The sequence below is a fragment of the Candidatus Saccharibacteria bacterium genome (genome assembly GCA_034521515.1).
Taxonomy (GTDB): Bacteria; Patescibacteriota; Saccharimonadia; order Saccharimonadales; family JAXHMH01; genus JAXHMH01.
The window spans coordinates 71783-86447 of the sequence record JAXHMH010000002.1; the positions used below are offsets into that span (position 1 = coordinate 71783).

Annotated in this window: 14 protein-coding genes; all 14 read right to left on the reverse strand. The window is 45.1% G+C overall.

Annotation, left to right across the window (positions count from 1 at the left end):
• Positions 1-176 precede the first annotated feature (176 nt).
• The 14 genes from U5K77_00425 to U5K77_00490 all read right to left on the reverse strand — a co-directional run bounded on the left by U5K77_00425 (position 177) and on the right by U5K77_00490 (position 14663).
• A complete protein-coding gene (locus tag U5K77_00425; protein MDZ7744214.1) occupies positions 177-1016 on the reverse strand; it encodes a hypothetical protein in 840 nt (279 codons plus the stop codon).
• A 74-nt stretch (positions 1017-1090) separates the two neighbouring features.
• Complete coding sequence (locus U5K77_00430) at positions 1091-2230, reverse strand: UDP-N-acetylglucosamine--N-acetylmuramyl-(pentapeptide) pyrophosphoryl-undecaprenol N-acetylglucosamine transferase (GenBank protein MDZ7744215.1); 1140 nt, start codon at positions 2228-2230, stop codon at positions 1091-1093.
• Positions 2157-3413, reverse strand: coding sequence for a putative peptidoglycan glycosyltransferase FtsW (locus U5K77_00435; GenBank protein MDZ7744216.1), 1257 nt, complete (start codon positions 3411-3413; stop codon positions 2157-2159). The genes U5K77_00430 and U5K77_00435 overlap by 74 nt, the downstream gene beginning before the upstream one ends.
• Positions 3413-4453, reverse strand: coding sequence for a phospho-N-acetylmuramoyl-pentapeptide-transferase (gene mraY / locus U5K77_00440; GenBank protein MDZ7744217.1), 1041 nt, complete (start codon positions 4451-4453; stop codon positions 3413-3415). The genes U5K77_00435 and mraY overlap by 1 nt, the downstream gene beginning before the upstream one ends.
• 22 nt (positions 4454-4475) lie before the next feature.
• Positions 4476-6245 (reverse strand): penicillin-binding protein 2, encoded by a 1770-nt coding sequence (locus U5K77_00445; protein MDZ7744218.1) that lies wholly within the window; start codon positions 6243-6245, stop codon positions 4476-4478.
• Positions 6246-6265: 20 nt separating this feature from the next.
• Complete coding sequence (locus tag U5K77_00450; GenBank protein ID MDZ7744219.1) at positions 6266-6610, reverse strand: hypothetical protein; 345 nt, start codon at positions 6608-6610, stop codon at positions 6266-6268.
• A gap of 214 nt (positions 6611-6824) precedes the next feature.
• On the reverse strand, positions 6825-7733 hold the full coding sequence (gene rsmH / locus U5K77_00455; GenBank protein ID MDZ7744220.1) for a 16S rRNA (cytosine(1402)-N(4))-methyltransferase RsmH: 909 nt from the start codon (positions 7731-7733) through the stop codon (positions 6825-6827).
• A 433-nt stretch (positions 7734-8166) separates the two neighbouring features.
• Positions 8167-8526 carry a cell division/cell wall cluster transcriptional repressor MraZ gene (locus U5K77_00460; GenBank protein MDZ7744221.1) on the reverse strand — a complete coding sequence of 120 codons (360 nt, stop codon included), beginning with the start codon at positions 8524-8526 and terminating at the stop codon, positions 8167-8169.
• 226 nt (positions 8527-8752) lie between these two features.
• A complete protein-coding gene (locus U5K77_00465) occupies positions 8753-9196 on the reverse strand; it encodes a hypothetical protein (protein ID MDZ7744222.1) in 444 nt (147 codons plus the stop codon).
• Positions 9197-9278: 82 nt separating this feature from the next.
• Positions 9279-10532, reverse strand: a complete 1254-nt coding sequence (locus U5K77_00470; GenBank protein MDZ7744223.1) for a family 1 glycosylhydrolase — start codon at positions 10530-10532, stop codon at positions 9279-9281.
• A 67-nt stretch (positions 10533-10599) separates the two neighbouring features.
• A complete protein-coding gene (locus tag U5K77_00475) occupies positions 10600-11223 on the reverse strand; it encodes an NYN domain-containing protein (protein ID MDZ7744224.1) in 624 nt (207 codons plus the stop codon).
• 113 nt (positions 11224-11336) lie between these two features.
• Entirely contained in the window at positions 11337-11675 is a 339-nt protein-coding gene (locus U5K77_00480; protein ID MDZ7744225.1) for a hypothetical protein, read from the reverse strand.
• 165 nt (positions 11676-11840) lie between these two features.
• Complete coding sequence (locus U5K77_00485; GenBank protein ID MDZ7744226.1) at positions 11841-13373, reverse strand: PIF1 family DEAD/DEAH box helicase; 1533 nt, start codon at positions 13371-13373, stop codon at positions 11841-11843.
• Between the two features lie 45 nt (positions 13374-13418).
• The gene (locus U5K77_00490; GenBank protein ID MDZ7744227.1) at positions 13419-14663 is read right to left on the reverse strand and encodes a diaminopimelate decarboxylase; all 1245 of its coding nucleotides are present in this window, start codon (positions 14661-14663) and stop codon (positions 13419-13421) included.
• Positions 14664-14665: the final 2 nt, after the last annotated feature.

The window sequence follows — 14665 nt, forward strand, 5'->3', positions numbered from 1 at the left end:
GTGAAAACATTTGCTTTTACGACGTTTGATTGTAAAAATTTGCATTTGCCCTACTTTCCTGTTTTATATATATTTTTTTGACATTGCCCTACTTTTGTATGTTCGTATAGTTTTTTAGTAAATGTGAAATATTTCAAATCTGAACATTTTACGAACATTAGGGTAGAGTGGGGTTTTTACTTATAAAAAACTCGGCCTTCTACCCGTACGTCTATGTACTCACCTGGCTGAACGCCTTTTGCGTTAAGATCCTTTTTCGTCGCAATATATGCACCCACCTGCTCTCTTGCGTCATTTGCAGTATTGAATTTTAGGTAATATCCCTCCCCTTGCGGCCAAACGTGAAGTTCGTTAGCAATTACCGGAAGTACCAGTTGCTCAACCTTTATATTCGCTGACTCTAGTAATAACTTCGTTGATTTAATAAATGCCACCGTATCGCTAGGCAGAATCCAGTCACCCACTTTTGGCGTCAACCCAACTTCATCAATAATTTGCGGAACCATCGATTGCACATCATGCTCAACATCAGCAACATCGACAATCACACGACCGCGTGTGTCGACAACAACCGCGTTAACATCCGAAGTTAACACAAAAGCTGGCGTTTTGGCTCTAATTTCAATAACTGGGCGGCGACTGGCGACCGGAACCGTAATTGCTATTTGATCAAGCTCCGGAAATTGCTGTAACAGCGAGCGTTCAATTGAACGAGTGTCAATTGTCAATTTAAATCTATGCAGTACATTTGCTTTTAGAGCGTCTCTTGCTGCCTCTTGATATATCTCCTCTGATTGTAATATTGAAAGAGACTCATCTGGTTGTTCTACCGTAACGATCCGCGGAGATATGTCCAAACTAAGTATATAAAAAATACAACCGATTATAATCAATATGGCTATAAACCCTGGTAATTTGTGCCAGCCCGTGACATCAGTCTTACTGTTTGGCTCTCCGCGCCGGCGAGCTGTCGAGTCACGAACGTCATACCGGCGGTTTGCGTAGTATGAGTACATAGGAGCGCGGCCTGGGGATTTGGTGTTATGCTTGTCGTCGTTGGACTTTCGAAGAAGCCTGCGAAGTAAATTTCTCATGTATTAAACTCGAGCAATAGTTTTGCGATATTTTTTGCAGCGTTAGACTTTGTAGTTTTTCTAAAATTATCGACTAGCCGCTTACGAGCTGTGTCATCATCAAGCAAGCTCGTTAAAGTCGTCTTTAGCAAATCCGATTGCTTCGCTAGCTCCACCTCATCCAGCGCAAGCACGGCTCCTAGCTTCTCAAGGTGCTGAGTATTCTTGACTTGGTGACCAGACGCTAAATGCGGAGCCGGAATAACCACGCACGGTTTACCCTGCACCGCAAATTCAGCTAAACTCGTTGCACTGCCCCGGCACACAATCACATCAGCTGCAGCACTATATTTATGTAGATCATCAATAAACTCCATTACAATACAACGCTCTTTAAACTCCTGATAAGAGACGTTCCCACGACGACCTGTTTGATGCACTATGTATAGATTTGACCGTTGTCTTAATAGGTCAAGAAGTACAGGAGAAACCAGGTGGTTCATGCGTTGCGCACCCTGGCTTCCACCGGTCACCAAAACAACTTTCGCGTTATGCGGGATTGTTAATTCTTTACGATACTGAGCCTTTGTTTTTTCATCGACAGATCTAAAATTATCTGACAATGGTATCCCCACATGCCGCACAAGCGATTGTTTATAAGGGTAAAACGATGCTGGCATTGCTGTAGCATGATATCGTGCCCAGCGACCAACAATACGATTAGCTAAACCAGGTGTCGTGTCGGAGTCGTGAGTTATGAACGGTATGCGCAAGATACGCGCCGCTACACCAACCGGCACGCCCACAAATCCACCCTTTATGAATATCACATCCGGTCTATTTTTAATAAGTAAAGCGACCGATTGAACTGTACCGATACAAAGATAGATGATGTCTCGTAAGTTAAGAAGGTTTGTTTTAACATCGACTAACTTTTTTATCCAACTTTCATTGTGGTAACGCCGAAATTTACCGGCAAAAATCAACTTGAAGCTATCGATATCTGGCTTATTTTGAATAAGATGAACAAATTTACCACGCCGTTCACCGACATACATAATCTCTGCGGGTGCAGACGACTGTTTAAGCTCGTGCGCGACGGCCAGAAGGGGCGTAATGTGCCCGCCTGTTCCGCCTCCAGTCAAAAGTACTTTCATTACCCTTCCCTTCACTTAAAGCCAAGTTATTCACGCCGTATGTCGTGTATCGTGATACATTAAACACAATACCTATCGTGGCCGTTACAAAGATTATACTGGTACCACCATAACTAATAAACGGCAACGTAATACCTTTTAGCGGCAGTACACCAAGCATGGCTCCTATATTGATTAACGCTTGGGTGCTGAGCCATGCCAGAACACCCACTATAAGTAGTCTACTATGAACATCCGGGGCTCTTTCCATGATGTGCCGCATCCTGGCGAACAGTGCCACGAACAATCCAATCAACACCACTGAACCTACAAACCCAAACATCTCTGCGAAAATAGCAAATATTGAATCGTTAGCCGATTCGGGCAGGTACCCATACGCTTGTACGCTACCACCAACGTTCTGACCAAACATTCCACCGGAACCGATTGCAATTAGCGCCTGGCATGCCTGGTAACCGGCTGACTGACAATCGCTCTCAGGCTGTAAAAATGTCATAAATCTATCTCGCCTATAGCCCGTACTAGATATCGCCAGCACCGTACCGATCGCCAAAATACCGATTACCATCAATATTCTCTTCATGGGTAGCCCCGCAACAAAACACATGGCGAGGAACATAGCTGCCAAAACCCCAACCGAACCTAGGTCGCTTTGAAATACCGCCACGACAATACTTACTCCAGCGAGCGCGATCAAAATAGGCTTAAATGTTTTATCGAAACTTTGCAAGTTATTCTCTTTAACCCTATTGGCAAGAAACCCTGCCAACCAGATAAGTACTGCAAATTTAATAAGCTCAACCGCCTGAAACGACAATCCGCCTATTTGAACCCACCGGGTCGCCCCGTTAACCTCTTGGCCAAAAATATGTACAGCTACCGCTACTAATGACGCAGCGATAATGAGCGGTATTTTAAGCTGCTTAATATGGTGCATTTTTAAGTTAGCGGCTATGAGAAACGTTACAATGCCAAGCCCAATAGCCGTAAACTGCTTGCTAACATAATAATTTTCACTAACGTTTTGCTGCTCACTCAACCCCGGGCTTATGGCGTATACAACGATAAGTCCAATAGCTAGCAACACGGTGCTCAGCAGTACGAGTAAGTAATCTGGTTTATGTTTCCGCTGTTGTAAGCGGTGTAGCATTGCCGGCCGGCGAGATGCTGAAGAAAGAGCCATTACAAGCCTCCTACAACAAACAGAATAAGTCCTATAACAGCCGCCACTTGGCCAAGTATCCAAAACCGCATGGTAATTTTGGTTTCAGGCCAGCCGCTGGCCTCAAAGTGATGATGAATTGGTGACGATTTAAACACTTTTTTACCATTGCGGATTTTTCTAGATAGTCGATTTATAATCACTGACCCCGTCTCGGCAACATACACTGCACCGATGACCGGCAAGATAAAAATAGTATCCGTTTGCATTGCGATGATACCTAGTGCCGTACCAAGCGCAAACGAGCCAACATCACCCATAAAAAACCGTGCTGGATAGATATTAAACCAAGTATAGCTCAGCAATGCTCCGACGATGGTTAGACAAAAACCAGCCAATGCATATTGACCTTGCATGAAACATATCAGTGTATACGCAGCGAAAGAAGACACCAGAAGTCCGCCGGCAAGTCCATCAAGTCCATCTGTTATATTAACCGCGTTGGCTGTCGCCACGACAATAAACCAAAACAACGCAATTACCAAAAAACCTACCTGTAACTCACCGATAACTGGCACCGAGATGCTTGAGACGTCAAGCCTCGCGAAGAACCACCAACCACCGATTAGTGCAACTGCACTATGCAGCGCAAACTTAATTTTTGACCGCATACCGGCAATTCCTAATCCTTGTCCGCGTATATTGATATAGTCATCGATTAAGCCGATAATACCGGCACCAACCATACCGGCTAAAGGTAACCAGGTTTGACCTCTGTCAAGATTAAATAGTAACGTCACTACAGAAACTGAAACGACAAATATGACCCCTGCCATGGTTGGAATATTTCGTTTGTGTTTGGCAGCATGCAATTTCTGATATACCTTGGCTAATCCGCCGGACCATGCGTCCGAACGCTGCCTTTTCCACCATTGGTATTTATAAGCCGCAGTGGTATATATCGGGGTTATTGCCATACTTACCATAAAGCTCAACGCCGCCAATGCCAGTATTCTAATGACGGTACTTGTTTGTATGCTAACTGTTAGTATTTCTGTCATGATAAACTTCCCTACAATTATCTCATTTCTTCGGTGTTACACCAAAATTATCTATCAGTACATTAACGATATCGGTAAATACCGGACCGGCACCGGTAGAACCGGCGTATCCGCCAATTTGTGGGTCATTAACGCGTGCCACGATAATGTATTCGGGATTATCTCCGCCGACAAACCCCATAAACATACCGTTAAATTTGTCTTCGTAATACCCACCCTCTGGCTTTGGTACCTGAGCAGTCCCAGTTTTGCCACCAATACTATACTTGGGCCGAAGTGAATCCATCCCATAAGTACGGTGGTTCGTCTGGAACACATACTCCATAAGCTCTTTTACATTTTTACTTGTTTGCCGAGAAACAACTTCCTTATTTACTGCTTGCGGTCTGCGATCGTGCACTCCGCCGTCCTGAGAAATCACACTTTCTACTAGATAAGGATGGTAGCGAGTACCCCCGTTTACCACACTGGCAAGAGCAGCACCCATTTGTAACGGGGTTGCGGTCATACCCTGCCCAAACGCCGTGTTTGCGAACTGAATATTCAACCCAAATCCGTCAACTGGATCAGGGATCGAACCGGCTGACTCATAACCCTGTTCAATCCCGGTATACTGACCAAAATAATAATGGTCTGTCATATAATTGTGCCATGTTGTGCGAGCTTGTTTATTTATTTCACCACCGCCTAATTGCTTGAGCATCCAAGTAGCACCAGTATTTAAAGATAATTGGAGAATATCTTTTATAGAACGAGTTCCCGCTCCGCCGGATTCTTCCACATTTGTAATCGTAGCTCCGTCAACCTCTATAAATCCGGAATCATAATAGGTAGAGTCCCGTTGAATTACCCCTTCATTAAGTGCCGCCGCTACGGTCAACGGTTTCATTATCGAACCAACTTCTAAGGCGCCGCTTACAATATTGTTTTCAAATACACCAATATCATCGCTGCTTACTTTTGAGAATTTGGCCGGATCATATGTCGGATAATTAGCCATTGCTTTAATGGCACCAGTGTCCGCTTCCAAAACAACAACACCACCCGAAGATGATTTGGCTCGCTTTAAGTTAGCTCTGAGTATATCTTCGACATGTTTTTGCATTCCAATGTCCAAAGATGTCACGACTCGCTGACCATTCTGCGGTTCAATCAACGTGTTTTCGCGATTTGCCGGCAATGGCACACCTTGGGCATCAGTTATTGCTCGTAACATTCCAGGTGTACCGCTCAGCTCTTCGTTTAACGCCTGTTCCACCCCATATACGCCTTCGCCCTCATCGTTCACAAAACCAAGTGACTGCGAAGCAAGTTTGCCCTGCGGGTAGGTTCTATATACCGCATCCCGTAGACCTATACCTTTTAGATCTAGTGACTCAATGGTCTTCTTGGTATCTTTATCTAGTTTTTTGGCTAGTATGACGTAGCGGCTATCTGCGGTCATTTTTTGTTTGTACTCGTTGGCATCGCCTCCGATAATTTCCTGTATTTCGATTGCCGCTTGATCATGATCTTCAATAAATGCAGGGTCAGCGAACAATGTGTATTTTGTCTCGTTCAAAACAATCGGAACCCGCTCACCATTACTATATGCTTCTATAACCCCCCGCTCAGCTGGAATCTCATACTCTCTCAGCTGTCCATGCTGTGCAGCAGTTTTATAATGATCATGTTGAATAATTTGAATATAAAACAACCGGACTACCAGTAACCCAAAGACAAGCAATAACAGCACATACCAAACCCGGATGCGTTGTACTGGTTCTAGTAACTGCTTTATTGACGGTTGCATACGACCCCTTTTACGGTTTATCACTGGAGGGTGTCACGTGGAGCGACCGAAACAAGACTCTTGGCAACGTCACTTTCTTGGACGCGCTCTAGAGCTTGCAAGCGAGCCGAAGCAACACTAAGCTCTTCGTGCTCAACCTGAAGTGTCGCCTGTTCTTGTTGCAATTCGTTTATCTGATACCCAAACGCATTTGTTTTGGTAACTTGGGTAAGATAAAGCAGGCCTAACAAGCAAGCAAGCACAACTAATATAATCGTGTTACTGACGGGGCCTATTGTGGCTACTTTCGGTCTAAAACTTGTTGCGTTTTGGTTACGGCTGCCGTAGCGTTGCCGCCCCATTGCAAGAGAATTTGAATATGTCATATTTTTGTACTTTTTATTTTTGCCTGCCACTTACCATTTCTGAGCAGAGCAGCCTGTAATCAGATTGCAAAGCTTGATGAAATGGTGAGTGGGTGTTTATTTTAGTCTATGCCCTGCCCCCTAACTTGTTAGAGGGCAGGAATGTTGGCATACTAGTGCATCACTTTGACGCGTACTTTGTATGCACGGGAGAGGCTTTTTACCTGAATTGGCATTAAATCTCTCCTTTCTGTTTGTTGTTTATTTTTGCTGCGACACGCAGTTTAGCACTGCGAGCTCGCGGATTGGAAACTTTTTCATTTTTGCCGGCAATCACCGGCTTTTTGCTAAGCAATCGTAAATCTGCATCATATCGATTACCTGCATATTTTGCCAGTTGCTGTTTTACGATCCTATCTTCCAAACTATGAAAGCTAATAATCGCTAGCCGACCACCTGGTGCAAGCATATCTACCCACAGGGGTATTGCCTGTTCCAGCTGCTCAAGCTCACTATTGACTGCAATCCTCAGCGCTTGAAACGTCCTGGTTGCCGGATGTATCCGACTACGGCCGCGCCAAGCTGATTTTACAATCTCAGCAAGCTGACTGGTTGTGTGAATTGGCCTATGACGAATAATGAGCTCAGCTATTTTCTTAGCTTTGGGCTCTTCGCCGTAGTCCTTTAGTATCCTTTCTAGTTCTTCCATACTGTACTCATTTACAATCGTAGAGGCACGGAGTGATTGTCGTTGATCCATCCGCATGTCGAGCGGACCTTCCTGTTGGATACTAAATCCACGTTCATTATTATCAAGGTGCGGTGACGATGTCCCTAAATCTGCCAAAATACATTCATAATTTTTGTCTTGGCGCCGAAGTTCTTGGCTTGCTGTCAAAAAATCCTGGTGAACAATTTTGACTTGATCGCCGAACTGTTTCTGCAAAAACTCTACCGCGTATTGATCGCGGTCTACGAGCGTTGCCCTGCTTGGCGCTAAGGTGCGTTCCAACATTGCTGCTGCGTGTCCGCCGTACCCAGCCGTAAGATCAAGGAACGAGTCCCCGCTACGTGGATCTAGGTACTGCAACACTTCTTCAAGCAATACTGGCGTATGTTTGTTTTGGTGTTTATTTTGGTGCATCGTGCACTATTTTTTTGGTGATCTTTTGTTTTTGTTTTTGTTTTTTTAAGGTCACCTATCTAGCAGTCAACTTTTTGTTTTTTGGTGGTTTTTGTTTTTGTGGTGTTTGTAATTGCGTTTGTTGAGACTTAGTGCGGATTTCGTTTGGTGAAATCTGCAAGGTCCTAGCTGCACTTACAAACAAGTTTGAGAGACTTATGTGTGAGGTGGAGTTTTGGGAGGTGTTTTGGTGTAAAGAACAAAGGTTTTTATAGTGGTTGCCTTCGGCCACTTGTTGACTGCCAGATAGCTAACCTTCAGCCATGAGACACCCCTTCGGGGTTTCTCATCGCGCAGGGCTTTGGCAAAGCCAAAGTCTCTGGCTGCTCTTCCCGAGAAAAGCGGCTACGATATATTTCTATCTAATTTCGTTTGGGTTTTTAAGGTACTTTAACTATGCTGCAACTAGGCGCCAGTATTTACCAGCACGTATAGCAACAACACCACGATCAATCCCGGCATGGTCAAGTAAATGCTGTTCGATAGATATCCGACCTTGCTTTCCGTCAAGCGTTGCTTCGGTTTTACCCATACGAAACTGCACGTTGAGATCCGCTACGCTCTCATCAAGGATACTTCCCTGGAGCTGCGGCTCAACTAGCTCATCCCATACTGCCTTAGGGTACAAATGCAAATAGTCTTTGAACCCTTTGGTGATAACTACCCCGCTACTCAGCTCGTCTCGAAGCTCGGCTGGTATTGTCAACCTCCGCTTGCTGTCGAGCTTTCTTTCGAAATAGTCTATCGTGGCCATATGTATGTAGTTAAGTTACTAGTGGTTTTTATTTTTATTGCTGGAGTAATCTATTTTGGATTACCCACGATTACCCACTGACATGAGTTTACTACCCACCATTACCCACTTGCAACCCTTTTCCAATAAAAAACCAGATAAAATCACTTAGTTATCCACAGATTTGACAGAAATAAAAATCCACCACAACATGTGGTGGATAAGTCCGTCCTTCAGACGCTATGACTTACTGTCCGCCACCCTTAGTCTCGAAATCTTGGCCATACTCTGGAGTTCCCGGCTCAGGACCACCTTTGTTAGTATATACATCTACTGACTCGCCCTGATCCGGGTCGCCACCTTTGACTTCTATACGCATGTTTGGATGCATATCTTCAGGTGTACCCCCTTTTATATAATGCTCGACATCATCTGCTTCAGACCGACCTTCAAAGGCCATATCAGCCAGTTTGTAAGCTCCTGCAGCGGTTGGCACCGCTACCGATACAGCAAGCAGCCCGGCTGCAATTTTCCGTAGCTTTGCTGGTTCACTTTCGCTCGTTATCCTAGGGTTTGTTTCAGGCTCGTAAAGAGTACCCTTGCCTCGCCTTCTTTCTTTATTATCATCAAGTTTGGCCAAGAATTCGATGCCAACTTTACCTTTTTCTAGTGGATTTTTTTCTTCAGACATGACCACATTATAGCAAGCATTAGCGTTTCTGTCAATCTTATGACTACCCTAGCTTATACCCTATCTTAATTTACCGCTGACATTAGAGCTCATCTACGCGTTTGGCGAACCATCTGGCGCTGGGACGTATAGTGCGTTTCATAGTCTTACGATCTACGTGTACCAGCCCAAACTGTGGCCACCAGCCATATTTCCACTCAAAGTTATCAAGTAGGCTCCAGTGTAAGTAACCACGTACGTCTACCCCTTCGCTTAACGCTCGCTCCATAGCAACAATTGTCTCCTCAATCCACCAACGGCGGTGTTTATCACTAGCATCAGCCAAACCATTCTCGGTCACAATTACCGGCTTTTTATACCTCACCCAGCATCTTTCCAGTAACTGATAGAGTCCCTCTGGCTCCATGTACCACCCCAAGTCACTTAACGGTATCTTAGGGTTAGCCACGTTCATAATACCCTTGTAATAATCAGTGAAATAATAGTTAAACCCTATATAATCCTGATAGCGCATAATCCGGTTCAAAAACCACCAGTTCCAACCATAACGCATAATCTTAGTCGATACTTGGTCAAATATATTATGCGGACGTTTGGCCTGTATATTCCCCAGTTGTGCGGCAACCCCGATTTGCAAATGTTTTTTATCTTTTTTGAGAATCTTGTAAGCCCGTTTGTGAGCAGAAACCAGATTATAATACACCTTGGCAGCGCTCCACCAACTCTTTTCTTGAGGCGGCCATTCACCCGTTAAATAACTAAAACTAGTGTAAACATTTGGCTCATTAAGCGTAATAATATACTTCAGCAAATTACCGTATTCTTCGCCAAGCTTGTTTACAAACCTGTCAAAATACTTAAGATTAGCGCGTTTTTTGAAACCGCCCTTCTCCTCGAACCACACCGGCACCGTCCAGTGCCAGATATTCAAAAAAGGCTCAATGTTCATTTTGAGCAACTCATTGATATACTGACGATAGTGTTCTATTGCCTTCTCGTCCCACTTGCCTTCCTCTGGCTCAATACGTGACCACTCTACACCGAACCTGAATGCATTTAGATTAAGCTCTTTTACTAGAGCAAAATCTTCTTTATAGCGTTTTAGGTGTTCGACACCCTTCCCGGATATGTAGTTATTAGGATCAGTTGCCTGGTCTTTAATATCGTGCCATGAAGGAAGCCAGCTAAGTCGCTCCGGAGCAGTTTTAGCCAACTCACCAGCATGAGCTAACTCCCAGACCGACCACTGGTTGTATGTGTTACCCTCAACTTGATGGCTGGCGGTACTTGCGCCCCAATAAAATTCGCGCGGGAAAACCGGGTGTTCCAAATTCACTGTCTACCTCTCTTCATTATACTGTTCATACTTTATTGCTTCTTTCGTCACAGCTAGTGATTTATTTTTAATTTTTTGATTTTCTTTTTGATCCCGACCGTGCATTATCCGTAGAACGATGAGCTTTAGCAAAACGCTTCCCCTCCCTATACGCCAGTTCATGTCGAAACGCATCAATACGATCAACATATTCTTCGTACCTATTATACAAGTTAGAGTAATGCCCGCTCGGTGCCAACAATTTAAGTAGTTTATTTTCGGCTTCAAGATATTCTACAAGACTATAAAAATCGCCATCACCAGATACGATGATAGCTTTATCGTAATGTTTCATCTCTTTCATAGCCCACAGAACCAAATCAGCATCTACATTGCCTTTTACATGCTTATCTTCTTCAGCGGTATTGCTTTTGCTTTTATCTTGGTCGTCACCTTCAGGACGAGGGCGAGTCATATCAAATGTCGGCTTTAACACCACAGCAAAGCCGGTATCATGCAATTGTTCATACATTTTTTCTTGTTCTGGTATATAGCCTATAAACATATAGGCCTGGCTGACACCATATTTATCGGTCAAAAATTGGCGAAACTTCTTCCAATCCATCTTCCACCCCAAACGCTGCACGCTGACGTTAAGGTTCTGGCTATCGATGAATGCATACACGCGCGGTGTTTTACGCCGTCTTCTCATAACACTATCTTACCACTTCTTTTTATTTTGTCCGTTTCGTCGCTGTTACGACTCGTCAGTACGACTGTTACTTCGTAGACGGAGCTAGGAAATGAATGGGAGCGAGGGGGATATTACTTTATCACGCACCTGCGCTCTACCACCGTGCAATGCTCCCTACTGGTCTTTCTTCCCCCGAGGTATTTCCTTGAGAGTACCTTCTCCTCGTGCACCCAGAAGGAGTGCCCAAAGGCAGCACCTGCAATAGCTGTGAGGAGGAGGATTACGAGACCAGCGAAGCCTTTCACTTCACCCAGCACGAGCTCTAGACCACTCCAGAGAGCCGCCAGGCAAACTAGTGCAGCCATTAGAGCTACAAGTTGAGTCTTCAGCCGCAATCGTGCTAGCTGAACATCGTAATCGACTTGCCCCTCCGGAGCTGGCTCTTCCAGGCTGTGTCTTTTAGCATTCATCGCCCACACCTCCACAGATGAATCTGGCCACCAGGTTTTTCCTAGCACTCACACTATACAATCTTCGTGTCTATGTTAAAAAGTTAAGCGTTTTCCTAAGGAGCGAGGTCTCGTCATTGATAGTCTTCAATGGGCGCTTTTTGAGTATTATGCAAATTCCAGTCGTTACTTCAACTCGGTTATAGAATCTTCTCCAAAATGCTTTTTTAGCCTAGAGCGTATGGATCCTGGATGGCGACCAAAGATTTCCGTCATTTCCTTAACACTCACCTTTTTCTTGCCAGAAAATAATTTGACCAGCTTATTATCATCGGCCTTACTCCAGGGCTTGTAGGCGTTAGGATATTTTTGCCTCATCTTTTCTAGCTTGGCCGTCCAGGTTCCGGGCTTGGCATCTTTATTAGCCTCTAACTCGGCTTGCCGCTTAGCAATATTTTCGCGCAAGTGTTCAAAACGTTGTTTATCAGATTGGGACTTGCTTCTTAGCGTGGTGTCAATAGTCAACGCCTCTTGGCTAACCCGCAGTGCCATTTGATTAATACCCGCCAAGCGCAAAGTTTTTAAGCTGCGCACGCGAGATAGAGCAACGTAGCCCATCCCCTCAACAAACGCCCGGCGTAAATCAATCCGTGCTGCATCCAACGTCATGCCTTGGCTTTTATGTACTGTTATGGCCCACGCCAAGCGGAGTGGTAGCTGGGTAAGACTAGCCCGTTTTTTGTCACCGTCCCGCATTTCCCAGGTTTCTGGTGTTATAACCAATCGCCGCCCATTTCTAAGCTCTACTTCCGGATACCCGGTCTCGTCATCAAAACCAGTAACCACACCAAGCGAACCATTGACATACTTTTTCTCGGCGTTATTTTTAACGCACATAATCAGCGCGCCTTGCTTGAGTTTCAAAGTCTCGTGCGCCAAGCAGGATTTTTTAAGAGATTCCACGTAGCTTTCTTTGCCTGTCGTTTCCATGTAATACACTTGTTCCTCTTCTTCAAATTGAGCTAAACGCTCTTTATTAATGGCGTCAACATCAACATTGTTGGTATGCAGCTCGGTCACTTCCTCAAACGGGTCAAAAGCTTGGCGACGTTCCAATAACGCTTCGGCGTGCCGACGGCGTATGTCACCCTGGCGCATGGCATTTAGTATCTCGAGTAGCGTGTCATCATCCTGTCTATGCTGCTCATCAAGATAACAAACCACCGGATCAAGCTCATCCCATACATTAGAGCTAACTACAAACGAACTCTTTGGCTGCTCACCACGGCTTACTGGCGGAAGCTGAAAAAAATCACCACAAAGCACTACCTGCAGACCGCCAAACGGCTCGTCAACACCGCGAACTTTTCGGGCGATATCATCCACCATATCCAGCCTATAATCGTGCAGCATAGAGATTTCATCAATGACAAGCACATCAGTTTTTTTGATAGTATCTCTGCGACCCTTCAATAAATGTTCATGAAACTTAGGCGGTAACTCGTCATGTATACCAATTCCACTCCACGAATGAATAGTGCTGCCATTAAGGTGGGTTGCTGCCAAACCAGTTGTAGCCGTTACGGCAACTGTCTTGCCGGATCGCTTTGCTTGCGCAATAAATTGGTTCAACACATGGGTCTTGCCCGACCCCGCCGGCCCGGTCAATAAAGTATTCTCACCCGCCAATAGTATCTCTAAAGCTAATGCTTGATCCATAGACTACACAGTATACCGCATATATCTACACGGCGGCGACCGGAATTACGACGGCCAAACGATGTTTTGCAAGTACTGATCAACTGTTTCGCCGCGACGAATAAGTTCCGGCTTACCATCACCCCTAATTAGCATCTCGGCCGAGCGCAGTAAGCCGTTATAGTTAAATCCCATGGCATGGCCATGCGCGCCAGCGTCATGGATTACGAGCAAATCCCCAGACTCAACTTCTGGCAGCTCTCGGTCTATCGCAAACTTATCATTGTTTTCGCATAGTGCACCGACCACGTCATAACTATGTGTTAAATCGGCGTCTTCTTTACCAAGCACCGTAATGTGGTGGTACGCCCCGTACATCCCTGGCCGCATAAGGTTTTGCATGGAGGCATCTACGCCTAGATAGGTTTTGTACTTTTCCATAACATATTGGACACGTGTTAATAGGAAACCTTGACTGCCTGTTACGTAACGTCCGTGTTCTGTATATACTTGCAGTTTTTTGCCATGTTTTTCAATAACCTGCTCCACCTCTTTTGCAGCTGCTACTACATCAAACGGCTCTTGATCGACTCGGTAATTAAGCCCAAACCCGCCACCAAGATTTATAAAGCTAATTGTGATCCCTGCGGCTTTTTCAATCTGCTCCACTGCCTCTAGTAGCAGCTCGGCTGTGTCGGTAAAATATGACACACTAAGCTCATTGGACGCCACCATGGTATGCAGCCCAAACTCCTTGATGTTTTCACGCTTGAGCTGCTTGAATGATTCTACTAATTCATTAATGCCCATGCCGTATTTTGCCTCGGTGGGCTCGCCAATAATATCGTTACCAGACTTCAGGCTGCCTGGGTTATAGCGCGCGGCTACCCTGTTTAAAGACCCGCCGTTAAGCGCGTCTTTAAACGCCGATGCTTGGCTCAGGTCATCTATATTGACTGTCGCACCAAGCTCAATGGCCAGCTCAAAATCACGTTTTGGCGTGTTGTTACTTGAGTAAAAAATGTCTTCGCCAGCTACGCCAAGCCGTTGCATAATTGCAAGCTCAGCACGCGACGAACAATCAAACCCCATACACTCCTCCTGTAATATTTTTAGAATTACCGGGGTTGGCGTAGCTTTAACGGCAAAGAAGTTCTTATAGCCCTCCGCCCATTCAAACGCCTTATTAAGCCGCTGCGCGGTTTCACGTATTCCACGCTCATCATAAATATGCAGTGGAGTACCAAACTCTTTGGCAATTTCCTCGGCAGCCTGTTTGTCGAATGGTAATCTTAGATCTTTTCGGTTCATTG

Excerpts from the sequence above, each read along its gene's own strand:
- U5K77_00425 (MDZ7744214.1), bottom strand. The coding sequence starts at position 1,016 with ATGTACTCATACTACGCAAACCGCCGGTATGACGTTCGTGACTCGACA.
- U5K77_00430 (MDZ7744215.1), bottom strand. The coding sequence starts at position 2,230 with ATGAAAGTACTTTTGACTGGAGGCGGAACAGGCGGGCACATTACGCCC.
- U5K77_00435 (MDZ7744216.1), bottom strand. The coding sequence starts at position 3,413 with ATGGCTCTTTCTTCAGCATCTCGCCGGCCGGCAATGCTACACCGCTTA.
- mraY (MDZ7744217.1), bottom strand. The coding sequence starts at position 4,453 with ATGACAGAAATACTAACAGTTAGCATACAAACAAGTACCGTCATTAGA.
- U5K77_00445 (MDZ7744218.1), bottom strand. The coding sequence starts at position 6,245 with ATGCAACCGTCAATAAAGCAGTTACTAGAACCAGTACAACGCATCCGG.
- U5K77_00450 (MDZ7744219.1), bottom strand. The coding sequence starts at position 6,610 with ATGACATATTCAAATTCTCTTGCAATGGGGCGGCAACGCTACGGCAGC.
- rsmH (MDZ7744220.1), bottom strand. The coding sequence starts at position 7,733 with ATGCACCAAAATAAACACCAAAACAAACATACGCCAGTATTGCTTGAA.
- U5K77_00460 (MDZ7744221.1), bottom strand. The coding sequence starts at position 8,526 with ATGGCCACGATAGACTATTTCGAAAGAAAGCTCGACAGCAAGCGGAGG.
- U5K77_00465 (MDZ7744222.1), bottom strand. The coding sequence starts at position 9,196 with ATGTCTGAAGAAAAAAATCCACTAGAAAAAGGTAAAGTTGGCATCGAA.
- U5K77_00475 (MDZ7744224.1), bottom strand. The coding sequence starts at position 11,223 with ATGAGAAGACGGCGTAAAACACCGCGCGTGTATGCATTCATCGATAGC.
- U5K77_00480 (MDZ7744225.1), bottom strand. The coding sequence starts at position 11,675 with ATGAATGCTAAAAGACACAGCCTGGAAGAGCCAGCTCCGGAGGGGCAA.
- U5K77_00485 (MDZ7744226.1), bottom strand. The coding sequence starts at position 13,373 with ATGGATCAAGCATTAGCTTTAGAGATACTATTGGCGGGTGAGAATACT.
- U5K77_00490 (MDZ7744227.1), bottom strand. The coding sequence starts at position 14,663 with ATGAACCGAAAAGATCTAAGATTACCATTCGACAAACAGGCTGCCGAG.